Source organism: Psychrobacter sp. UBA3483 (assembly GCF_002377905.1).
Lineage (GTDB): Bacteria > Pseudomonadota > Gammaproteobacteria > Pseudomonadales > Moraxellaceae > Psychrobacter.
In genome coordinates, this window is record NZ_DFQS01000010.1 from 1 (window position 1) to 22417 (window position 22417).

The window sequence follows — 22417 nt, forward strand, 5'->3', positions numbered from 1 at the left end:
CTTGCACCAGCATAGTTAAGGGTAAACCACAAAAATTTCCAAAAAAAAATACCAGACAGCGTTAACTGCCTGGCATTATCCGATTGGATGCTTTTTTATTATGCCGTAAAATGAGTCAAAGACTGACTATATTTTGTCTTCTTTAATAGCGTAGATACCAGGCAGATGACGCAAGTAACCATGAAAATCCATGCCACAGCCATAGACATAACGATCTGCAACGTTGATACCAACAAAATCAACATCAAAGTCTGCAACCTTGCGATCGTGCTCTTTATTGAGCAGTACGCAACATTCAATCGATAGGGGCTTTTCTTTACCTAATTCTTCAACAATGGCTTTTAAAGTAATACCTTCATCAAAAATATCATCGATTAATAAAACGTGTTCGCCTTCGATGCTGACATCAGGTTTGAATTTCCAATCAAGCTCATTAGTGCCCGCATTATCACGATAGCGTGATGCATGGATATAGTGCATGCGATGGTAAAAGGTCAAATGCGTCAATAATTGACCAGCTGGGATAAGCCCGCCGTTCATAACGACCATCACGATTGGGTTTAAGCCGGCATAATGTAGGTTGAGCTGGGCGGCCAGACGCTCATAAGCAGCGGCTACTTCGATACTGCTGATAAGGCACTCTGAGTTGCGCAGGGTTTTTTCAATTTCTTGGTTGTTAATTTGGGTCATGAGTTGCGCCTTTGATAAAAGTGCCGCCTATTTTAGCAAATTTTAGCAAATTTGCCCAACACTACCGCCTTAATAAAAACATATTAGTTGCTAATGTAGCCGCTATTCAGGCTTTTTTACGATAAAAGGACGATAATAATTGGCCAAACGGTTCAATGAGGCGTCCGGTAAGTCGGGTAGCAGTTTGTTTAGTGCCATGCTCATACCTTTATCGATAGCGGATTTGGCAACTGGTACAGACTTACGCTTAATCATGCCAAGTTTTAACGTTTCAGAGTAACGACTGATAAAGTGCGTCAACGTTTCTTCATTTACAGTCTCAAGTGCTTTTTTAAAGGCCGTTCTATCAACATGTTCGGGCGTAATCGCTGCAAAACCGTCATCGATGATTTTAGCATCTGTATCTGATAATTTAAAACCGATACGCTTCACCCCTTCATTATCAATAAAGGTCGCTTGATCCCGTAAGAAATGAAAGCTTGGCATCACTTCTTCGTTGTTTTCTTTACCCAATAAAATATTGAGTAAGGTGTCCGTCGCTCGTTCAATCGTTCCAACGATTTTACGCATAGAGGCTTGGCGCTCAGGATTTGGAATAATATCTACCAGTCCGACCAACAATTTATCCGTAAGATCACGCGCCGTTTGATGGGTTAAGGCATCACGATACGGGTAGTAATCTGTTTTTGCGTTTGATTCAACGACTTGCTCTGCTTCAATAATCAGCGCTTTTAATTCGTCTGACGGTACAAATCCAAAATAATGGGCCATTCTAACTCCTGTATTTATCATTTTTAATGTTTCACCAACGTTACAATTACTGCTAAATAAGTTACTATCTAAGGCACAGAATGCTAAGTCACAGACTAAGTAAAGACTCATTATACTTTATGGCTAATTGGCCAAGCGACTTAAATCTAAAGCGTCTTACCCTTAAATCGCCATACTTTGTTAGTCAGTAATGATAGTAAGAGGTGCTGTTATGTCCTTAATAGCTGTTTTCTTCACAACTGTTTAAAAAAAACAGTGAGCTAAAAAACAGTGAGCCGTGTCACTCACTGCTCACTAATCTAGCATATTTTTAAGATTTTGATTTAAAAAGCTTGAACTTATAAGGCTATCTAATACTTGTCTAGGGAGAGATAAGATGAATAGTGCTATTGTACTGTTGGTTGGTGTCGCCGCAATGCTTTGCGGTTATCTGTTTTACTCAAAATTTATCGCTACTAAAATTTTGGCCTTGGATAACAGTCGTCCCACGCCAGCCCATACGATGAAAGATGGGGTAGATTATATTCCTACTAATAAATATGTATTGTGGGGGCATCATTTTACGTCGGTCGCAGGAGCGGCACCAATTATCGGTCCTGCGATTGCGGTTATTTGGGGTTGGGTACCGGCCATTATTTGGGTGGTTTTAGGTACCATTTTTATGGCAGGCGTCCATGATATGTCAGCCATTTGGGCCAGTATGCGTAATAAGGGTCAGTCTATTGGCTCGATTGCTGGTACCGTCATGGGCACACGTGTGCGTAGCTTAATGATGGTAGTTATTTTCCTATTATTATTGATGGTGAACGCAGTATTTGGCGTCGCTATTGCCAATATGATGATTAAGACCCCGTCTTCTGTGTTACCTGTCTGGGGCGCATTGGTCGTAGCCTTTATCATCGGTCAATGTATCTATCGCTATAAGATGAATCTGGTCTGGGTATCTATCATTGGCGTTGTCGCTTTATATGGACTTATCTATCTTGGCCCTATGTTCCCAGTCGTGTTACCAGAGACCTTTATGGGACTACCTGATAACGCTATATGGATTATTATCTTATTTGCCTATGCGGCGATTGCCTCGTTATTACCAGTATGGATGCTATTGCAACCGCGCGATTATATTAATGGGTTACAATTATTTGTTGGTTTGATTTTATTGTATGCCGCCGTATTTATTGCGACACCAAACATTGTCGCGCCAGCGATTAATCATGATTTACCCATCGGTACGCCGTCATTAATGCCATTATTGTTCGTCACTATTGCGTGCGGAGCTATCTCAGGATTCCATGGTTTGGTGGCGACCGGAACGACTTCTAAGCAGATTGATAAAGAAGGCGATGTGCGCTTTGTTGGTTATTTTGGTGCCATGGGTGAAGGTATGCTCGCATTGGGTGCCATTCTTGCGGCCACCGCAGGTTTTGCGACACTCGGTGATTGGCAAGCGGTTTATCAAAAATTTGGCGACGGTTCTATCGGTGCTTTTATCGATGGTGGTGCGACCATCTTAAATGCAGGCGTTGGTATCGATATGGTACTTTCACAAACGATGCTGACTGTCATGGCAGCATTATTCGCTGGCACCACGATGGATACTGGCGTCCGTCTGCAACGTTATATCTTCCAAGAGTTTGGTGAGTTTTATAATATTCCAGTGCTAAGTAAGAGTGTCGTAGCTACTTTTCTTGCCGTCGGCAGCTGTCTACTATTGGCGTTTGGCGCCGGTGGTATTGATGGTGCAGGTGGCATGATTATCTGGCCATTATTTGGTACCACCAATCAGCTTATGGCGGCGTTAACCCTTATGATTGTCACGGTCATTTTATTACGTAAAGGCAAGCCAGTTTGGTACACCTTAGCACCTTTGTCATTCTTGCTTGTTATGACCGTTTTCGCCTTATTGATTCAGCTAAAAACCTTTTTTACAGATGGCAATTGGCTGCTGATTATTATGGACATTATTATCTTGATCGCAACGATTCTGGTAACGTTCGAGAGTCTATCTGTACTGCGTAAAGAGTGGACATTGCATAAAGGTAAAACGGATTCGTAATTGAGCTGAGAACCTACACTTATCCATATAAAAAAACGCTAGCAGCAATTGCTGGCGTTTTTTGTATGAGGCAGGCATCATAGAAGGCATGATGGATCATAAAAAATAAGTAGAAGTGAGTAAATCATGGAAGATCACCCGATACCAAAACAACTAGAAAGCCTGTCAAACCAAGTAAAAAACAAAGCACCATGGTGGCAACGTTTTGCGGCAGGACTCAATGAGTTTTATCATGCCCCTTATCGCCAGACGATGGCACGCGCGGCACGTGATGAAGAAGATTTCTTTATGCTGCTGATGTTTGCAGAGAGCTTAGGTATTGATAATCCTGCCAGCTTTTATACCTTGGAATTACAGCCATTATTTTTAGAAAATTTCCATGAATGGCATACACGCATGGGGTTGGATAAATGCCCCTTTGACCACGTTGGTTGTTGTTAAGTCAACTGCTAGTTGGATTTATAAGAAAAAATGATAAAAAATGAATGAATTAAAATTGAGATACCAATATGGCATTACACCCTCTACACGGATTAGTAGACCAACTATCGACCCAGCCTATCATATTTATTGGTGGCAAAGGCGGTGTCGGTAAAACCACGACGGCTGCGGCACTTGCCAGCTATTATGCGTGCCAGCAAAAAAAGACCTTAATTGTCTCAACCGATCCAGCGCATAGCTTGGGTGATGTATTAAATGTACAGCTCAATAACCAGAAAACTGCCATCACGCCGTATCTTGATGCCATTGAGCTCAACCCCGATGTCATCGTCGATGCACATTTTGCTCAAGTTGAATCCACCATTAAATCTTATGCCAATCCAGATATGATGCCCAAAATTCGTGAGCATCTAAAGCTATCAAAGTCAGCACCTGGCGCACAAGAAGCGGCCATGCTCGAATCTATGTGTCAGCATTTAATCACGGCTGCAGATGCTGACTCTGATAAAAGGTATGAACATATCATATTTGATACCGCGCCCACTGGGCATACGTTGCGCTTACTCATATTGCCAGAGATGATGGGCGCGTGGACAGATGGGCTGCTAGCACAGCAGCGCCGTCAGGCAAAATTACGCTCGGTCGCGAACCATTTAGACAGTCACAATCAAAAGAGCAGTCAAAAAGACATTAATAAAAAAGATGTACCAAATCCGTTTGCCAAAAAAAAATCTGACCGCTGGGAGCAAGCGGTAGCAGTACTAGAAAAACGTAAACAGCTGTTTCGACAAGCAGGGATACTGCTTCACGACCGTAGCCAAACAGCGATTGTATTGGTGATGACTGCCGACGTATTGCCATTAGCAGAAACCAAACGCGCTATCGAACAATTGGAAGAAAGTAAACTCACACCAGCCGCGATAGTTATCAATCAGCTGATAGTACCCACGCAGTCAGATGAATTTTGGCGTCTTCGTGCCGAGCGGCAACAGCACTTGCTGCAGGATATTGAAAACAGTTTCTCCAATTATCCACTGTATCCAATCTATTTGCAGCAAACAGACGTACGCGGTACTGAAGCATTAAGTATGCTGTTACGCCCATCATCGTAAAGGTGGCTTGAAAACCAGATGTTTGAAAAATAGAAGAAACCGACGGTTAATACTTAATGCTCAGGCTTATATAATTGTAATTTATTTGCCAGCGACCACGCCATATCTGCACGTAGTAGCTGAGCCTGTTCAGATTTACCGCTACTAAGTGATGACCATTGTGGTTTGCCACGAGCTTTTTTAAGCTCACTGGGCAGTTTATGTGGCGGCCATGGCGTGACAGCACTATCTTCATTATCGTTACTTAAATTGTCATTATTTGCGATATCAGCATCATTTTTTGCGCCGCTATATATCAGTTGGGTGGCATCGGTTGCTGCATGACCACGATGACGCAGGGCGGTGAGTAAATCTATCGCTCGCGTGGCAAGCAAGGTTAGAGTGGCAGGGTCGATATATAAGCGTTTTACCCCAGTAATTCTATCAGCGATACTACTGGTATTCGATAATAGCCCGCCTGCGATACCACCAATGGCCGCGCCCAAACCTAACGTTGTACCAAGCGCCGCCGCATCAATGCCCAAACCTAATAATGCGCCCGCTGCTGCACCAGATGTCGTGCGAATACCATAGCTTTTAAGCAGTTCAGGGTCAAACGGGTCTTGCTGATAGGCTTGTAACTCAAGCGGCGTTGCTGCCACGGCGTTATCATAAAATTTATATAAGTTAAGCAGGCTGTTCTGCATTGCTCGTTCACTCTGCCTGACCGCTTCTTGCATTTGCGCAAGTATGGGCATTGGATCAACATCTTCACTAATTTCACGCACAAAGGAGGCAACATTTAATAAAAAATCGGCAATGATGATATTGGCCTCCTCATAGAGCTGCGCCCAGTTTTCCGTACGGCGTGCCATCAGTTGTTCAAGCATCTCAGAATGGGTGAGCATGGTGGCAAGATTTTGCCATAAGCGCATCTCATCTTTGAATTCAAAAGCCACGGAATCAAAACGCGTTGAGATGTGCAAATTACGTCTTGCCAGCATTGTCTGCCATGCGTCAATATTGGCATCTTGACTGTCAGTAAAGTTAAATACTGGCATAACAGGTATCGCCGCCCAAGATAAAATAGCCAACTCATCTTTATACTTACCGAGTACCGGCTCACGGGCATCGACGACATAGATGGCCATGTCACTTGCAAGCAGCTGCCGAATCACTTTGGCTTCTTGGCTATAGTCCTCATTGCTAGTTAGCGCATCGCCACCTTGGGCAATGTCGGCTGCCAAAAACTGCTGCAAACGCTCAATACCGTCACGGCGACTGGCAGTGTTGTCTTCTAGCCAATCCATTAACCCTGAAGCATCTTCTAAACCCGGTGTGTCATAAAGCACCACCAATATTTCGCCCGTTTGGCTGTCGGTCAATTTTGCTTGCTCTACATGACGGGTGGTTGCTGCTTCGTTTTTCACTTCTCCAAAATAAACATCACGGAGTAATGTGCGCAATAGTGACGTTTTGCCCGTATTGGTATGACCAACGACCGCTAGTTTGAGTGCTTCGCCACTGGCAATAGTTTTTTTAGAGGCAGTATTATTAGTAGGTAGGGCCTGCTCGTCTTCAGTTTCTGAGTTGGATGTTGGCGCAAGTATTGGCTCATAGGCTTTATCAGCAAAGAGGCCGACAGCTTTGGCACTATCTTGATGGTTGTTTTGATTATTATTGTCATTATTCATAATAGGATCTTATTATTAATATTATTGAGTATCGGTATAACAGGATGTAGCCAAGCTAAACCAAGCCGATTTTTCGAGCGGCAAGGGCGGTCTGCCACTGCTGATAACGAACGTCCTGATTTTCTGGGCTTTGGTTTTCTGGGCTTTGCTCTTGCTCGTTGGTGTTAGTAGCGCTGGTATCACTGAGCAGCTGTACAATAAGGCCGTCTGTGGCATGTTCGGCAATACGATCAAGTTTACGCAGTGTACCTCGGTCAGGTAAAGCCTTGCTATGAATACCTAATAATACTTGAACCGGATGGCTGTCCAAATAAGTCGTTAAGCGATGCATATCATCACGGTCGTCAACAATACCGAAGTTCTCGACATTGCTAATGTTACTATTACTATGGCTACTTATGTCGGCACTAAGTCCTGATTGCCACCAATGATCCTGCTGTGATGGGTATTCAAGTAGAGCAACCAGTTTTTTACCAGTACTAAGCGTCGCTTTTGGCGCGACAGGAGCGGGCGCTGCCTTAAAATCATCTTCATCGACCACATGACGTTGCCAAAAGTTCAGAATCTTTTGATAATACGGCTGCTTGATATCTAAGCGCATTTTTTTACGGCGGAACATCAATGCGCAAAATGCCCAAGCAATCGCCCTTGGTATAATACCGTACATCAGCAAACTACCGACCAATAAGCCTGCCCATTGCCGCGCCATCGATAATGGCATGGCATCAGTCACCAAACGGCTCTGTACGATAGCAGCACTGTCAGGCACGGTAAATCCAACCTTGTTTGGTAACCAGCCGAGTACTTGAGTCAAAGTGATAAGCGCCTGATCAGACAGTAATGTCGACTCCCAGCTAAAGCTATACTGGCGCACAATCAACAAAAATATGATCGCAAGCAGCATACCAGTCAAGGTAGCGAGCCACAATTGGTGGCTAAAGCGCCCCAGATACCAACGCATACCGCTATGTTGTAATTGACGCTCATACAAATCAACCGCCGCTTTGGTGACATCGTCCTTACCGCGTATCAGATAACTTGGACTCACAAAACTGGCAAACCAATTTGACGACTGCTTACCCTGATTAATCAAAGTCATGACTAGCCAGCCTAACAGCATAAGGGTATGAAACCCAAGCAGACAAACCAGCACATAAAAGAAATTCACCACATTGGTCTGCAGCAGAGTAAACAGTCCCAAAAACCCCGAAATGCACCACACCACACTCATAACCAGCATAATACCTTTGATGCGCCCATCAATTTTACCAAGCACACGTGCCAGCGCACCGTTACTATCGATACGCGAGGCGCGGCGATGCAACTTTTGAATGGGCTTCCCATCCTCACCTTGCAGCTTTTCTGTGATAAGTAGCGGGTCAGTGGCAAAGACATGCTGCTGCGTCTCAAGCGTTCGTACCAGCTCGGTCAATTGGTCTTGGGGCGATAGCATAGGGCGATGATATCCGTATAAAGGCGTTGGTTAAATTTAAAAGGTTAAGATTAAAGGTTAACGGTATTTAGACATCTCAACTGATAGATGTCGAGTATTTACCCGTCAGTGATTATTGTAGCCTATATAGAATAGCGATAACTTCTATTATTCTTAGCGTTTTAGCATAGTAAATGTAAAGTAAATACGCCAAAATGAATGCAAGAATGCATATATATGCTAATAAGGAGTGCTTTGTGAATCAAAAAAACTACTTCATCATTGGCGCTAGCGGTGGTATCGGTCAGGCTATTGTTAAACAGCTAATGGAGATGAGTGCTAATAATAAAAGCCGGGGAAAAATATTTGCCACTTATCATGCAAATCAGCCTAATTTTGCGGCCGATAATTTGTATTGGTTACCGATGGATGTCAGCAATGAGAAAAGTATTGAACAAGCCATTGCTGATATTAAGCAGCAAGCCCCTCATATCGATTGGGTGATTAACTGTGTGGGGCTATTGCATACGCCGCATAATCAACCAGAAAAAGCGCTACGACAACTGGAGACGGACTTCTTTTTGCAGAGTATGCAGATTAATGCCTTAGCCAGTTTGCTGATTGCCAAGCATATCAAGCCATTACTGGCAAAAGCTGAGCGCAGTACGAACGCACCGGCGATTTTTGCGACCATATCGGCTCGGGTTGGTAGTATCGGCGACAATCAGCTTGGCGGTTGGTATAGCTACCGTATGAGTAAAGCGGCACTCAATATGGGTATGAAAAATTTGAGTATTGAATGGACGCGCTCGCTAAAGGATGTCTGCGTGGTCGTCATGCAACCAGGTACGGTTGATACCCAGTTATCTTCACCTTTTCAGGGCAATGTGGCTGACGAAAAACTGTTCTCGCCAGCTTATAGCGCCGAGCGTTTAATAGAAGTGCTTGATAGTATGACTGCCGCCCAATCTGGCAGTTTTGTCGATTGGGCAGGTGAGTCCATTCCTTGGTAAAAATTGGTAAAAATACAATTCATAAAAACAAAAACGCACTGAATTATTATTATTGATACGCTTTAACATTAATTAGCGACAAATAAATCCATAAACGCATTAACCGGGGTTTGCTCTAAGCGCTTTTGATCATCACATAGCGCAAAAATATCTGCACAACGACTGTCAGTAAAGCGCGTTGCCAAGCTTGCTCGGAACTTTGCTTTAAGTACTGGGATGCCTTCAGCGCGGCGGCGCTTATGACCAATAGGATATTCGACAGCGACTTTATCGGTACTGCTGCCATCTTTAAAGAATATTTGAATGGCATTAGCAATCGAGCGTTTGCTTGGGTCGTGATAATCTTTTGAATAATTGGGATCTTCGACGACCACCATCTTACGGCGCAGCCCATCAATCAAGATATGGTGCTGCTCGTGGTAATCATCTTCATAGTTCTCTGCCATCAAGTCACCCGTCAATAAAGGCACGGCAACCATATATTGCAAACAATGATCACGATCGGCAGGATTAGCAAGTGCGCCTTCTTTGGAGATAATTCGAATGGCTGAATCATGCGTGGTCAGGACGATTTTTTCAATCTCATCAATCCTATCATCAACCATAGGATGCAAGATAACCGCGGCTTCACAAGCGGTCTGGGCATGAAATTCGGCAGGGAAGCTTATCTTAAATAAGATATTTTCCATCACATAGCTACCAAACTCGCGCTGAAAGGTAAAACGGCGCTCGTTTTCAGGTTTGAGTGCTAAATCCTTATTGGTATGGCTGAACAACACATCATAAAAGCCCCATTGCGGCGCGGTTAATGCGCCCGGAATGCCCATTTCGCCGCGGCGGGTGATATCGACCAAGCGTACCGCACGACTGGTGGCATCACCTGCCGCCCATGACTTACGGCTACCAGCGTTTGGTGCATGACGATAGGTGCGCAGCGCTTGACCATCGACAATCGCTTGCGAGATGGCCGCCATGATGCGTTCGCGTGGTAATTTATAGAGTTTAGCAACCACTGCTGTTGAGGCGAGTTTGACGAGGAACACATGGTCTAGACCCACGCGGTTAAATGAATTGTCTAAGGCAAGTACGCCTTGAATCTCATGCGCCATAATCATCGCTTCTAAAACGTCGCGCATGGTGAGCGGTGCTTTATTTTGGCTGACGTTTTGTTGACTGATATAGTCCGCTACTGCCAAAATTCCGCCTAAGTTGTCCGAAGGATGCCCCCATTCGGCAGCAAGCCACGTATCATTATAATCAAGCCAGCGCACCATACAGCCAATATCAAAAGCGGCTTTAATGGGGTCGAGTCTATGAGGCGTACCAGGGACGCGCGCGCCGTTCGGAGTGATTTGATCGGCGCAATCGGGTCCGAGGTGTTTGGTACATTCAGGGAAACGCAGTGCCAGCAGTCCGCAGCCTAGGGTGTCCATAAGGCAGTGGCGGGCTGTATTCCAAGCATCGGCACTATTGGGCGAGTCGTTATCGATAGAGTAATTGAGCACATAGTCGGCGATTTTTTGAATTTCATCGTCATACTCTGGACGGACATTGCTCTCTACCGTAGCGTTTTGAGTCGTAGACATGGTCGTTACCTCTTCCTTGAGTCGAATATTTGAGCGATTGATAAGCGACATGATTTATCAATCAGTGATGCATCAAAAATAACATACTCAATATCGAACAACAGTGAAGTCGTGTAAGACTGTTTTATCGTTTAATGGTTTAAACCATGAGATAAACCAAACCGATAATAAATAAAAGCGCCAGTATTAATAGCAAAAAACTGAGAATACTACTCACCATCCCTGAGCTTTGTTTTTTCACTTTCACTTTTTTAATGACAGGTAAAACCATGATGACATGCTCGATACCGTCCTCAAGATAGCGTTCACCTTCAACAATAAATCCAAGTGATTCGTAAAAGTTTAGCAAATAAGTCTGCGCGGAGATGATGATGGTTTTTTTACCATACTTTTTGCGGCAGTATTTGATGGCTTCAAGCATCATTTGACGGGCAACGCCATAGCCGCGATGCTCTGCTAACACCAAAACCCTGCCAATCGCCGGTATCGGACCTGATGGATTAACCGAGGATCTTTTTTGATTAAATTGCGGCGGAATGATGCGGCAATAGCCAATCAAGGCTTCATTTTGATGGGCGACCAGATGCAGACAATCAAAATCGACCTCGTCCATATCTTGATATGGGCAGTTTTGCTCGACCACGAATACTTGTGAGCGGGCTTTTAAAATATGGTAAACATCAACGGTGGTCAGCTCATCAAAGGTTTTTATAGAGAATTCACAGGTCATAGTCAAATAGCTTCTAACGATTTAAAGGGCTTTTATAACGTATTAAAGACTGAGCATTATAACGATTTTGCCCTGCATTAACTATTTAAGGTTTGACTGATTTTATCTAAGTTCAAACTATCGGACATGGCATTGAATATCTCATAGTATTTACCGTGATTGGCATAAAGCTCCTCATGCGTGCCAGTCTCCATCACACGGCCATTTTCAATCACCACCAAGTCATCGGCGTCAATAATTTGTGAGATATTGTGCGAGACAATGATCACCGTACGGTCTTTTTTAATTAAATCTAGACTGTGCTTAATTTGCTGGGTGGCAATAGCGTCAAGGCTGGCCGTTGGTTCATCCAAAAATACGATCGGTGGGTTTTTTAAAAACATCCGTGCCAGCGCGATACGCTGCTGCTGACCGCCGGAGAGTAGTTTGGCTTCACCGTCATAGCCTTCAGGCATGCCTATAATTTGCTCATGTATAGAGGCCTGTTTGGCGGCGTCGATAATCTCCTCATCAGTGGCATCCATCGCCCCGTAACGAATGTTGTCGGCGATCGTCCCTGAGAAAATATGGTTCTTTTGTAGCACCAATCCGATTTGTTCACGCAAGTTATGGGTGCTGTAATCTTCTAGATTGCGACCATCTAGGCAAATAGTGCCGCTACTTGGGTCATAGAATTTGACCAATAAATTAATAATCGTGCTTTTACCTGCGCCACTTAGCCCAACCAAAGCGGTAATGCGATTGGGATAAATGTTAAAGCTCACATCATGCAGCGCCTGCTTGCCATTGGGGTAGGAGAAATTAACATCTTTTAGCTCAATATGACCTTTTAAATCGGTACATTTGACTTTACCTTCGTTTTCAATCGCTTGGTCGTCGTCCAAGATGTCAAAAAAGCCTTCTGCATAAGTGAGCGCATTGTTGATTTGATCATAAATGCGATGCAATTCACGAATGGGAGCGGCAACGTTTTGAAATAGTAGGATGTGAAACATAATGGCGCCAATGGTCATCTGTCCGTTGAGCACAAAGTATGAGGTTAGGACAATAATCGCCACCACGCCGATTTGCTCGATAAAGGTTTTGCCAGCGTTATACATAAACGCGATACTGCGAATACGTAGCTGATTGGCGGTCATATCTTTTTGGATTTCCCAGTGCTTACCGGACTCAATCGGCTCACGCACAAAGGACTTAATCACCGTGATAGAGTCAATAATCGAAATCACCAAGCCGCTTTTGGTTTCGCGGTATTGGCGCATTTGTTTGCGAAACCCTTGTAGACGGTTGGCTTGGCGCTGACTGACAAAAAAGTAAATCGGCACAATAATCAAACCGACCATACCGACCCAAAAATTGGCATTAAACATAATGATTAATGACACGATGGCACTGGCAAACAGCGGCAGCATGTCAATAAAGAAGTTTTGCACCAGTTGCGTGAGACTGCTGACACCCAAATCGATACGGGTTTGCAGCTTACCACTGGCGTTCTCATCACTGGTATAAAACGCCATTTTGTAAGACAAAATACGGTCGACCACTTTTTGTGACAAATCACGCGATAGGTTAATACGGATACGCTCACCAAAATAGCGCTGACCAAAGGTGATGATGACGTTGAGGACTTCTTTCACCAATAAAATCACACTAATCAGCGTCAGTAATTTGACACCTTCTACCCATGGGTCAGGCAAACCAACAATATTGGTCAAAGTATCGATGGTATATTGCAAGACAAAAGCGTTAACCTGTGCGGTAAACGACCCAAGCACCGTCAATATCAAGGTTAAAATAAAAAGCCCGCGATAGGGCCTTGCAAACTCTCCAAGCCTTTTTAGAATTGACCACAGCAAAGCCCCCCGTTCCGTTTTTTTGGTGGGAGGCTTGTTATCTAAAGGAACACGGCGTGGCGGAGTACTCATAGTGTTAAGGCGCTATTTGATTTTAGTTTGGTACTGGCTAGTGTTTATTGTAATAAACACTAGCCAGTATAAAGAATTTAAGCAGCATCTTAAACCTTGTTACTTTTAAGTTTCTTTTAAGTTCGTTTCCTAAAAATTGTCATTACTAAAAAGCATCGGCTGGTACAAACACCTCACCAACCATAATTCGGCGTGCTGAGCGGCTCATGGAAACTTTTTTGGCTTGCCAGCGTCCATCGACTTGTTCGGTTTTTCCGCCGACGAGTAGCGTTCCTGACGGATGACCAAAGCGCACTTCACCTAATTCGCTACCACCAGCGGCTTCATTGACCAAGGTACCTTGTGTGGTCGCTGCTGCGGCAATCGCCACCGCTGCCGTGCCCATCATCGCATGATGCAATTGCCCCATACTCATCGCACGTACGACCAAATCAATATCAGCAGCATCAACGGCTTTACCACTAGAAGCACTGTAGCTTTGCGCAGGGGCGACCCAAGCAATCTTTGGAATATGTTGACTGGCTTGTGCTTCACTGACGTCTTTAAACAGTCCCATCGCCACGCCGCCTTTGGCACGGATTTTCTCAAGCTTAGCCAAGGTTTCGCTATTACTATTAATATCACCTTGCAGTTCCGTACCGGTAAAGCCCAAATCAGCGCTTTTCATAAAGATGGTTGGAATACCGGCACTGATAAAGGTGGCTTTGACGCTATCGGTATTTAGACCACAGCCAGACACATCAAAATCATCGACTAGGTTGCCCGTGGGGAACATATCACTAGAGGAATCAACCGGGTCAATAAATTCAATCTTCACTTCGGCAGCAGGGAAGGTCACGCCATCCAATTCAAAATCGCCGGTTTCTTGGACTTGTACTTTGCCTTGCTCATCTTTGTATACAGGCACATGGGCAATGATAGTTTTACTGATATTCTCTTGCCAAATACGCACTTCACATATGCCAGTATTCGCACTATTGGCGATCTTATCAGCATCTACCAGACCCATATTAATCGCACAAGCACCTACTGCTGCCGTTAAATTACCACAATTGCCCGCCCAATCAATCATAGGCTTGGCGATATTGACCTGTCCAAACAAGTAATTGACATCGTGGTCTGCTTGCTTGGCTTTAGATAAAATCACCGTCTTTGAAGTGCTAGAGCTACCATTACCCAAGCCGTCAATTTGTTTACCATAAGGATCAGGACTACCAATGACCCGCAATAGGAAATTATCACGCGCCTTGCCAGCCACTTGGCAGCGCTCTGGTAAGTCGGATAATTTAAAAAATGTCCCTTTTGAGGTACCACCGCGCATATAGGTAGCAGGAACTGAGATTTGGGGGGCAAATTTTGGTTTACTTTCTAAAGTTGATTGGGTCATTTTTTATTCCTTATATCTGTTTATGAGGATGAGAGTCGTTAATACACTATCTTTGTGGTAAAATACCACAAGGATTAATATTTTGAATATGGAGAAATTTATGTCCACTGCAAGCATACGTCTTAACAAGGCGCTGGTTGATAAAGCCTATGCGATATCTAAAGCACAACATCGTACCCCGCCAAAGCAAATAGAGCATTGGGCTACCATTGGACAAATTATGGAAGACAACCCTGATCTGTCTTACGAATTTGTTCGTCAGCTTTTGATTGCGCAAGCGGAAGTTGATGCTGGTATGGTTGAACCCTACGAATTTGGATAGTTTAGATAAATAATGACTCAGTCTTTAAGTGTTATTCAATCACATAGTTTTAAAAAAGCCGTTAAAAAATTGCACAATAATCAAAAAGCTGATCTAGATGTTGCTGTACGTGCCATCATTGACAATCCTGAGCTAGGTGTGCAAAAGGTAGGTGAATTATCATCCGTACGAATTCATAAGTTTAAAATGCGAAAGCAGTTAACATTATTGGCTTATCAAATCGATGATGGTCAGCTTGTCCTTACCTTTTTAATGTTTGGCCCACATGAGAACTTTTATCGTGATGTTAAATTAATACTTTAATGCTCGTTATAAAGCACTAGGCTCATTATTTTTCATATCCAAAGATTAAAAAACCGATGCCGTATAATTTATACAACATCGGCTCTTTAATTATTTAATACTCATGACACTTACGCAATATCTAGCGTGCCATCGATAAACTCTTTGGCAAAGCGCTGTAGCATACCGCCTGCGTTATACATTTTGACTTCATCAGCGGTATCTAAACGGCAGATAACAGGTGCTTTATCGACGGTGCCGTCTTTACGATGAATCACTAACGTCATCTCACCACGAGCAGATACTTCGCCTTCGATATCGAATATTTCAGTGCCATCGATATTTAGGGTGTTACGATTGACACCTTCTTTAAACTGTAAAGGTAGTGCACCCATACCGACCAAGTTTTGACGATGGATACGTTCAAAATCTTCTGCGACCACGACTTCAACGCCAGCTAAACGCACACCTTTGGCAGCCCAGTCACGGCTTGAGCCTTGACCATAGCCGTCGCCTGCGATGATGATTAGCGGCTGCTCGCGGTTCATATAGGTTTCAATCGCTTCCCACATGCGCATGACCTGACCTTCTGGCTCAACGCGAGCCAATGAGCCTTGGATAACGTCACCGTTCTCGTCGCGTACCATCTCATTCAATAGCTTAGGATTGGCAAAGGTCGCACGCTGCGCCGTTAAGTGGTCGCCTCGATGGGTCGCGTAAGAGTTATAGTCTTCCGCAGGCAGACCCATAGTATCAAGGTACTCGCCAGCTGCTGAATCGCCCAAAATTGCGTTAGACGGTGATAAATGGTCAGTGGTGATATTGTCACCAAGCACCGCTAGTGGACGCATACCTTTTAGCTTATTCATCGCCGCCATTTTGCCTTCCCAATACGGCGGACGTCGGATATAAGTGGTCATCTCGCGCCAGTCATACAGTGGGCTTAGCGCTTTGCCGGTGTCTTTTTTGGCTTCATCGAACATCGGGATATACACGGCATTAAATTGCTCAGGCTTCACCGCTTTAGCAACGATAGCATCAACTTCGTCATCATCAAACCAGATGTCTTTTAGATACACGTCATTGCCGTTTTGGTCTTTGCCTAACGAGTCTTTTTCGATATCGAAACGAATGTTACCGGCGATAGCATAAGCAATCACTAATGGCGGTGACGCTAAAAACGCTTGCTTGGCATACGGGTGGATACGACCATCAAAGTTACGGTTACCCGATAGTACCGCGGTGGTAAATAGGTCACGGTCGATGATTTCTTGCTGGATATCAGGATCTAGCGCGCCACTCATACCATTACAGGTGGTACAAGCAAAACCAACCACGTCAAAACCAATTTCTTGTAGCTCAGGCATCAGGCCAGCTTCTTCTAGATACATCTTGACCGTTTTTGAGCCAGGTGCTAATGACGATTTCACCCAAGGCTTACGCAGTAAACCTTTTTTATTCGCATTACGCGCAACAAGACCAGCGGCAACCATATTGCGCGGGTTAGACGTATTGGTACAGCTGGTAATCGCGGCGATAATCACCGCGCCATCTGGCATCAAACCATCTTTTGGTTCAGGTAATTTATCACCCTCACCGTGAGCAATACCTTTAGCCACTAAGTCTGTGGTTGAAACACGCGCATGCGGACGCGAAGGACCGGCCATATTACGGACAACTTTTGATAAATCAAACTCAAGCACACGCGCGTATTCGGCATGTTCCATACCATCAGCCCATAGACCAGTTTGCTTGGCATACTGCTCAACCAGTTTGATTTGTTCTTCACTACGGCCCGTTAGACGCAAATAGTCGATAGTTTGCTCATCAATATAGAACATCGCTGCGGTTGCACCATATTCTGGGGTCATATTAGAGATAGAAGCACGGTCACCAACGCTAAGCTGGCGCGCCCCTTCACCGAAGAATTCGATATAAGTAGATACTACACCTGCATCACGTAAAAACTCGGTCATCGCAAGGACCAAATCAGTACCAGTAATGCCTTTTTGCAATTTACCGGTTAGCTTAACACCAACGTAATCCGGTAGGCGCATGTATGATGGGTTACCCAACATCACGCTTTCAGCTTCTAGACCACCAACACCAATTGAGATAACACCCAAAGCATCAACCATTGGCGTATGACTATCGGTGCCGACTAAAGTATCAGCAAAGGCAACTTGTTCACCGGCTTTGTTTTTGACCACTTGCACAACCGGCGACATTTTTTCTAAGTTAATTTGGTGCATGATGCCGTTACCAGGCGGTACGACGTTGACGTTATCAAAGGCATACTGACACCAGTTGATAAAGTGGAAACGGTCATCGTTACGGCGCTCTTCGATGGCGCGGTTTTTCTCAAAGGCGTTTTCTTCAAAGCCTGCATGCTCAACGGCTAGTGAATGGTCGACAATAAGCTGAGTCGGTACGATAGGGTTTACTTTTGATGGGTCACCGCCTTGCTCAGCGATGGCATCACGTAGACCTGCCAAGTCGACAAACGCAGTCTGACCTAAAATATCATGGCAAACGACACGGGCAGGGTACCACGGAAAATCGAGGTCTTGCTTGCCTTCAATATGCTGCTTAAGCGCTGCGGTTAAGTCTTCTGGTGGGCAGCGGCGTACCAAGTTTTCACACAATACTTTTGAGCAGAACGGTAGTTTGTCATAGGCGCCAGCTTCGATATTTTCAATCGCTTCACGGGCGTCAAAGTAATACAAGTCTGTGCCAGGTAATGGCTTTTTAAATTGTTCATTCATCGGTTGTACGAGGGCGTTGTCCATAAGTCACCTTTGGCTGTTGGCTGGTTGCAATGAGGCTAAAAAGGGGTAAATTTTTTTAGTAAAAGCGTCAAAATAAAATCAGACTTTGCTAAAAAAACTTTTAAGCATTAATTTTTTAAACATTGAAGGTAGGGATTTGTAGGACGTGTCTTCAACTGTTTTACTAAAACTGAAGGTGAAGCACACCCTACAAACATATTGTTTTAAGAAACATTATTATTTCAAGACAAGTTAACGCGCACTCATCTCTGGTACAGGACGCAATTCTTCACCCGTATATTCCGCACTTGGGCGAATGATACGGTTGTTCGCACGCTGCTCAAACACGTGTGCCGCCCAGCCGGTTAGACGCGAGCAAACAAAGATTGGCGTGAACAGTTTGGTTGGAATGCCCATAAAGTGATAAGCAGAGGCATGGAAAAAATCGGCGTTACAGAACAGTTTCTTCTCGCGCCACATCACTTCTTCACAGCGTACTGATACTGGGTATAGCACCTCATCACCAACGTCAGCGGCCAGCTTTTCCGCCCAACCTTTAATAACGACGTTACGTGGGTCTGATTCGCTATAGATGGCATGACCAAAACCCATGATTTTGTCTTTACGCGCCAGCATCGCCATCATCTCTTCTTCAGCTTCGTCGGCTGATTTAAAGCCTTCAATCATATCCATCGCTGCTTCATTGGCGCCGCCATGCAAGTGACCGCGTAATGAGCCAATCGCGCCAGTAATACAAGAGTGGATATCAGATAGGGTAGACGCACACACACGCGCGGTAAAGGTCGACGCATTAAACTCATGCTCAGCATAAAGAATGAGCGATACGTTCATAACTTTGGTATGCAGCTCGTTTGGCTTTTCACCTTTGAGCAGATGTAAGAAGTGACCGCCAATCGTATCATCATCGGTTTCAGTTTCGATACGCACATTGTCGTGGGTAAAACGATACCAGTAATTGATGATAGATGGGAAAACCGCTAGCATACGGTCGGTTTTATCGTTCTGTTGTGAGAAGTCGGTTTCCATCTCAAGGTTACCAAGCATTGAGCAGCCAGTACGCAGTACGTCCATTGGATGGGCGTCCGCTGGGATACGCTCAAGGACGTCCTTTAATGCTTGTGGTAAACCGCGTAAACCTTTCAATTTAGTTTGATAAGCATCAAGCTCGCTTTGGGTTGGCAAGTTGCCATAAAGTAGCAAATAAGCCACTTCTTCAAAGACGCATTTATCGGCCAATTCTGACACATCATAACCGCGATAGGTCAGACCTGAGCCTGATTTACCGACCGTCGATAGTGATGTTTTGCCAGCGACCTGACCACGTAGACCTGCGCCTGAAAGTTCTTTTTGTGCTGCCATGTTAAATTCCTTTTGTTGGTAGCTCTTGGTTAAAAAATAAAGACAACTAAAAAGTGAATAAGCAAAACCAAAGGTAGATGATTTTGCTTATGGTTGACTTAATGCTTATTTACTATCGGCAAACAACTTATCTAGCGTTTGCTCAAACTCATGATAGTTTAAGAAGTCATAAAGCTCCATACGGGTTTGCATGGTGTCGACGACTTTTTCTTGCGTGCCATCATCAAGCAGATGCTGATAAACATTCAATGCCGCTTTGTTCATCGCACGAAACGCTGATAATGGATAAAGTACCATATCGACCCCAACGCCATATAGCTGCTCGGTCGTATAAAGGTCGGTTTGACCAAACTCAGTCATATTGGCAAGCACTGGAATATCAAGTACGTCGGTAAACTTACGGTACATCTCGATATCGGTCAGTGCTTCAGCAAAAATCATATCAGCACCGGCCTCGGCAAAGGCAACCGCGCGCTCAACAGCCGCATCAAGCCCTTCAACAGATAAGGCATCTGTACGCGCCATGATAACAAAATCGTTATCCGCTCTAGCATCAAGCGCCGCTTTTAGGCGGTCAACCATCTCTGAGATGCTAACAATTTCTTTATTTGGGCGATGTCCACAGCGCTTTTGTGCCACTTGGTCTTCGATATGCACCGCTGCAACGCCGGCTTTCTCCATTTTTTTAATGGTTTGAGCGATATTAAAGGCGCCGCCAAAACCAGTATCAATATCGACCAATAATGGCGTCTCAACTGCATCAGTAATACGGCGCGCATCCTCAAGCACGTTATCAAGGCTGGTCATACCCAAATCAGGCAGACCAAATGAAGCATTAGCCACGCCTGCACCAGAGAGATATAGCGCTTGATGACCGACTTGGGTTGCCATCATCGCTGTATAAGCATTGATTGCGCCGACAATTTGTAATGGTTGATTGTTATCGTTTTTTTGTTTTATTGCACTGCGAAAGCGAGCGCCAGCTGAAGAGGTCATATCGTCGTCCTTACGTGGAGGGTAATCTTATCGTGTAATGAAGGATAAAATTGTTGTGCTTGATTATACCCAATTATCCATGACTGCAAAGCGGTGTTTTGCTAGCTATCATTAATAATTATTTAACCACTTGTAATTTTTGCTAAAAACATTCATTTATTGAATAGTAATATCCATTTATTAAACCTTTATGACAATAGTTATTCATATTGCTAAAGTCACAGAGCTTGTAATCTTAGTTTATTTACAATTAGTTACAAATGGCTGGTTTTTTTGTCAGTCAATCCTTAAAAAAATAATCATTTACCAGTAAAAATCCCTCATAGCAGGGCTAAAAGGGCTTTTTACTTCTATCATAGAATCTTGATGGTAAGTATTGCTTAACCAATAAATCCTGCAAGGTTGGCAAGGAACAAAAGTGCAAAACCTGTCAAGAATATCAACCCTGCAATCGATAAGGCATTCATACCCATTGATAGTTTTTTATGGTTTTTAACCAATGAATAATTAAGCCAACCAAAAATAGGCGCCGAGACAAATGCCGATATCATAGCAAACTTCAGCATCGCCCCTAATTGTCCGGTAAAGAAAGTAATAATCACCAATCCGCCACCAATCGCATAAGTGGTCCAAAAAGCGATTTGTTTTTTATTAATCTCACTTTGACCTTTAATCAAACGCCAGCATTCAGCATTGGCACGCCCATAACCATCAGCGCAGGTAATTGTGGTGCCAAACATGCACATAAAGGCGACGAAGGCGACCAGTAGGCGTGACCATTCACCAATGGTGGCGGTATACATGTTAATCAGCTGATTGATATAAGCGCCGCCGACCAGTTCAATCTCTTGACCCGAGCCATACTGTACGAACACGCCTAACGCTAAGAAAAACAGCGCTAAAATAGCCGACACTGCATAGCCAACGTTAAAGTCTAACAAACCTTGGCGGTGAGTGGTATTGTCGGTTTTTCTTTTGGCTGACGTCCACATCGAGGTAATCGCTGCAAACTCAAGTGGCGCTGGCATCCAGCCCATCAACGCGACAATAAAGCCCAAGGTCGCAAGATTCCAAGGAGATGCGGCGACAAAATCTGTCACCATAACAGTTGGCTTGCCAGCGGCAATGACCACCGCGGCGACCGTTGCTGTGGTCAGGGCAATCATAATCCACTTGGTCACGCCATCGAGCAGCTTATAGTGACCAGCAATCAAGAAGAACCATGATACTGCTACGATAATCATCGACAAGCTCATGGTTGAGAGCTGCAGTGAGGCGGGCAGCATAAAGCCTAAGATAACCGCTGCAATTAGGGACACCGCACCCGTACTAATCACCGCTGATAGGATGGAGAGAATAAAGTAAATCCAAAGATAGGCCCTTGAGCGTTTGGCATAGCCTGCGATTAAACTCTCGCCCGTATCATAAACATAATCGGTGCCGAAGCGAAAAAACGGATACTTAAAGACGTTGGCTAAAATAATCATAATCGCCAGCTGCCAGCCATAAAGTGCGCCCGCCTGCGTCGATGAAATCAGATGCGAGCCACCAATAGCAGCAGTCGCCATTAATATACCGGGGCCAAAAATCCGCCAGCTAAATCCTTCTTGCTGGGGAACAGCGTGCCCAGTTGCGCCATCGTCGGTGGCGCTTGGAGTGTTGAGTGGTTGTGTGGTCATGAATACCTCGAAATGGTTAAAACGGCAAAACATCACTTACCTGTGTCAGTTTGCCAGTGATCATGAGAGAAACGATTTATATAGCATTTAAAATGTAAATATAAAACGATTCATCTTGTATCGACTTTAGCATACTGCTGCTGAGCAGGATAAGGATTATTTTAATTATTATTA

18 protein-coding genes are annotated in these 22417 nt (G+C 44.3%); 6 read left to right on the forward strand and 12 right to left on the reverse strand.

What is annotated here, in order from left to right:
• Positions 1-126: 126 nt before the first annotated feature.
• Positions 127-690 carry a hypoxanthine-guanine phosphoribosyltransferase gene (locus B2866_RS01940; protein WP_068404752.1) on the reverse strand — a complete coding sequence of 188 codons (564 nt, stop codon included), beginning with the start codon at positions 688-690 and terminating at the stop codon, positions 127-129.
• A gap of 102 nt (positions 691-792) precedes the next feature.
• On the reverse strand, positions 793-1461 hold the full coding sequence (locus B2866_RS01945) for a hypothetical protein (RefSeq protein WP_296190145.1): 669 nt from the start codon (positions 1459-1461) through the stop codon (positions 793-795).
• Between the two features lie 376 nt (positions 1462-1837).
• Here B2866_RS01945 and B2866_RS01950 point away from each other — a divergent pair, with 376 nt between their 5' ends.
• The 3 genes from B2866_RS01950 (at position 1838) to B2866_RS01960 (ending at position 5070) form a co-directional block, all read left to right on the forward strand.
• Entirely contained in the window at positions 1838-3517 is a 1680-nt protein-coding gene (locus B2866_RS01950) for a carbon starvation CstA family protein (RefSeq protein WP_296190148.1), read from the forward strand.
• 126 nt (positions 3518-3643) lie between these two features.
• Positions 3644-3958: a cory-CC-star protein gene (locus tag B2866_RS01955; protein WP_296190150.1), complete on the forward strand. Its 315-nt coding sequence runs from the start codon at positions 3644-3646 to the stop codon at positions 3956-3958.
• Positions 3959-4026: 68 nt separating this feature from the next.
• On the forward strand, positions 4027-5070 hold the full coding sequence (locus tag B2866_RS01960) for an ArsA family ATPase (protein ID WP_296190153.1): 1044 nt from the start codon (positions 4027-4029) through the stop codon (positions 5068-5070).
• Positions 5071-5123: 53 nt separating this feature from the next.
• Here the strand turns inward: B2866_RS01960 and B2866_RS01965 are convergent, their stop codons facing one another.
• Together B2866_RS01965 and B2866_RS01970 are read right to left on the reverse strand one after the other, a co-directional pair.
• Positions 5124-6743, reverse strand: a complete 1620-nt coding sequence (locus B2866_RS01965) for a DUF3482 domain-containing protein (protein WP_296190155.1) — start codon at positions 6741-6743, stop codon at positions 5124-5126.
• Positions 6744-6798: 55 nt separating this feature from the next.
• Positions 6799-8196 (reverse strand): DUF2868 domain-containing protein, encoded by a 1398-nt coding sequence (locus tag B2866_RS01970; protein WP_296190158.1) that lies wholly within the window; start codon positions 8194-8196, stop codon positions 6799-6801.
• A 236-nt stretch (positions 8197-8432) separates the two neighbouring features.
• Between B2866_RS01970 and B2866_RS01975 the strand changes: the two genes are divergently transcribed.
• Positions 8433-9188, forward strand: coding sequence for an SDR family oxidoreductase (locus B2866_RS01975; RefSeq protein WP_296190161.1), 756 nt, complete (start codon positions 8433-8435; stop codon positions 9186-9188).
• 68 nt (positions 9189-9256) lie between these two features.
• On the opposite strand, the gene B2866_RS01980 is transcribed toward B2866_RS01975, so the two are convergent.
• The 4 genes from B2866_RS01980 to prpF all read right to left on the reverse strand — a co-directional run bounded on the left by B2866_RS01980 (position 9257) and on the right by prpF (position 14816).
• The gene (locus B2866_RS01980; RefSeq protein ID WP_296190163.1) at positions 9257-10774 is read right to left on the reverse strand and encodes a bifunctional 2-methylcitrate dehydratase/aconitate hydratase; all 1518 of its coding nucleotides are present in this window, start codon (positions 10772-10774) and stop codon (positions 9257-9259) included.
• 139 nt (positions 10775-10913) lie between these two features.
• Positions 10914-11504, reverse strand: a complete 591-nt coding sequence (locus tag B2866_RS01985) for a GNAT family N-acetyltransferase (protein ID WP_296190166.1) — start codon at positions 11502-11504, stop codon at positions 10914-10916.
• A 77-nt stretch (positions 11505-11581) separates the two neighbouring features.
• Positions 11582-13429 (reverse strand): ABC transporter ATP-binding protein, encoded by a 1848-nt coding sequence (locus B2866_RS01990; RefSeq protein ID WP_296190169.1) that lies wholly within the window; start codon positions 13427-13429, stop codon positions 11582-11584.
• Between the two features lie 145 nt (positions 13430-13574).
• Positions 13575-14816 (reverse strand): 2-methylaconitate cis-trans isomerase PrpF, encoded by a 1242-nt coding sequence (prpF, locus tag B2866_RS01995; RefSeq protein ID WP_296190172.1) that lies wholly within the window; start codon positions 14814-14816, stop codon positions 13575-13577.
• A 100-nt stretch (positions 14817-14916) separates the two neighbouring features.
• Here prpF and B2866_RS02000 point away from each other — a divergent pair, with 100 nt between their 5' ends.
• Together B2866_RS02000 and B2866_RS02005 are read left to right on the forward strand one after the other, a co-directional pair.
• A complete protein-coding gene (locus tag B2866_RS02000) occupies positions 14917-15138 on the forward strand; it encodes a TA system antitoxin ParD family protein (protein WP_068404729.1) in 222 nt (73 codons plus the stop codon).
• A gap of 12 nt (positions 15139-15150) precedes the next feature.
• The gene (locus B2866_RS02005) at positions 15151-15441 is read left to right on the forward strand and encodes a type II toxin-antitoxin system RelE/ParE family toxin (RefSeq protein WP_296190174.1); all 291 of its coding nucleotides are present in this window, start codon (positions 15151-15153) and stop codon (positions 15439-15441) included.
• Positions 15442-15551: 110 nt separating this feature from the next.
• Here B2866_RS02005 and acnD read toward each other — a convergent pair whose 3' ends face one another.
• The 4 genes from acnD to B2866_RS02025 all read right to left on the reverse strand — a co-directional run bounded on the left by acnD (position 15552) and on the right by B2866_RS02025 (position 22243).
• Positions 15552-18185, reverse strand: coding sequence for a Fe/S-dependent 2-methylisocitrate dehydratase AcnD (gene acnD / locus B2866_RS02010; RefSeq protein WP_296190245.1), 2634 nt, complete (start codon positions 18183-18185; stop codon positions 15552-15554).
• A 255-nt stretch (positions 18186-18440) separates the two neighbouring features.
• A complete protein-coding gene (gene prpC, locus B2866_RS02015) occupies positions 18441-19568 on the reverse strand; it encodes a bifunctional 2-methylcitrate synthase/citrate synthase (RefSeq protein WP_296190176.1) in 1128 nt (375 codons plus the stop codon).
• Between the two features lie 105 nt (positions 19569-19673).
• Positions 19674-20564 carry a methylisocitrate lyase gene (gene prpB, locus B2866_RS02020; RefSeq protein WP_296190180.1) on the reverse strand — a complete coding sequence of 297 codons (891 nt, stop codon included), beginning with the start codon at positions 20562-20564 and terminating at the stop codon, positions 19674-19676.
• Positions 20565-20944: 380 nt separating this feature from the next.
• Positions 20945-22243, reverse strand: a complete 1299-nt coding sequence (locus B2866_RS02025; protein ID WP_296190183.1) for an NRAMP family divalent metal transporter — start codon at positions 22241-22243, stop codon at positions 20945-20947.
• Between the last annotated feature and the right edge of the window lie 174 nt (positions 22244-22417).

Excerpts from the sequence above, each read along its gene's own strand:
- B2866_RS01940 (WP_068404752.1), bottom strand. The coding sequence starts at position 690 with ATGACCCAAATTAACAACCAAGAAATTGAAAAAACCCTGCGCAACTCA.
- B2866_RS01945 (WP_296190145.1), bottom strand. The coding sequence starts at position 1,461 with ATGGCCCATTATTTTGGATTTGTACCGTCAGACGAATTAAAAGCGCTG.
- B2866_RS01950 (WP_296190148.1), top strand. The coding sequence starts at position 1,838 with ATGAATAGTGCTATTGTACTGTTGGTTGGTGTCGCCGCAATGCTTTGC.
- B2866_RS01955 (WP_296190150.1), top strand. The coding sequence starts at position 3,644 with ATGGAAGATCACCCGATACCAAAACAACTAGAAAGCCTGTCAAACCAA.
- B2866_RS01960 (WP_296190153.1), top strand. The coding sequence starts at position 4,027 with ATGGCATTACACCCTCTACACGGATTAGTAGACCAACTATCGACCCAG.
- B2866_RS01965 (WP_296190155.1), bottom strand. The coding sequence starts at position 6,743 with ATGAATAATGACAATAATAATCAAAACAACCATCAAGATAGTGCCAAA.
- B2866_RS01970 (WP_296190158.1), bottom strand. The coding sequence starts at position 8,196 with ATGCTATCGCCCCAAGACCAATTGACCGAGCTGGTACGAACGCTTGAG.
- B2866_RS01980 (WP_296190163.1), bottom strand. The coding sequence starts at position 10,774 with ATGTCTACGACTCAAAACGCTACGGTAGAGAGCAATGTCCGTCCAGAG.
- B2866_RS01985 (WP_296190166.1), bottom strand. The coding sequence starts at position 11,504 with ATGACCTGTGAATTCTCTATAAAAACCTTTGATGAGCTGACCACCGTT.
- B2866_RS01990 (WP_296190169.1), bottom strand. The coding sequence starts at position 13,429 with ATGAGTACTCCGCCACGCCGTGTTCCTTTAGATAACAAGCCTCCCACC.
- prpF (WP_296190172.1), bottom strand. The coding sequence starts at position 14,816 with ATGACCCAATCAACTTTAGAAAGTAAACCAAAATTTGCCCCCCAAATC.
- B2866_RS02000 (WP_068404729.1), top strand. The coding sequence starts at position 14,917 with ATGTCCACTGCAAGCATACGTCTTAACAAGGCGCTGGTTGATAAAGCC.
- B2866_RS02005 (WP_296190174.1), top strand. The coding sequence starts at position 15,151 with ATGACTCAGTCTTTAAGTGTTATTCAATCACATAGTTTTAAAAAAGCC.
- acnD (WP_296190245.1), bottom strand. The coding sequence starts at position 18,185 with ATGAATGAACAATTTAAAAAGCCATTACCTGGCACAGACTTGTATTAC.
- prpC (WP_296190176.1), bottom strand. The coding sequence starts at position 19,568 with ATGGCAGCACAAAAAGAACTTTCAGGCGCAGGTCTACGTGGTCAGGTC.
- prpB (WP_296190180.1), bottom strand. The coding sequence starts at position 20,564 with ATGACCTCTTCAGCTGGCGCTCGCTTTCGCAGTGCAATAAAACAAAAA.
- B2866_RS02025 (WP_296190183.1), bottom strand. The coding sequence starts at position 22,243 with ATGACCACACAACCACTCAACACTCCAAGCGCCACCGACGATGGCGCA.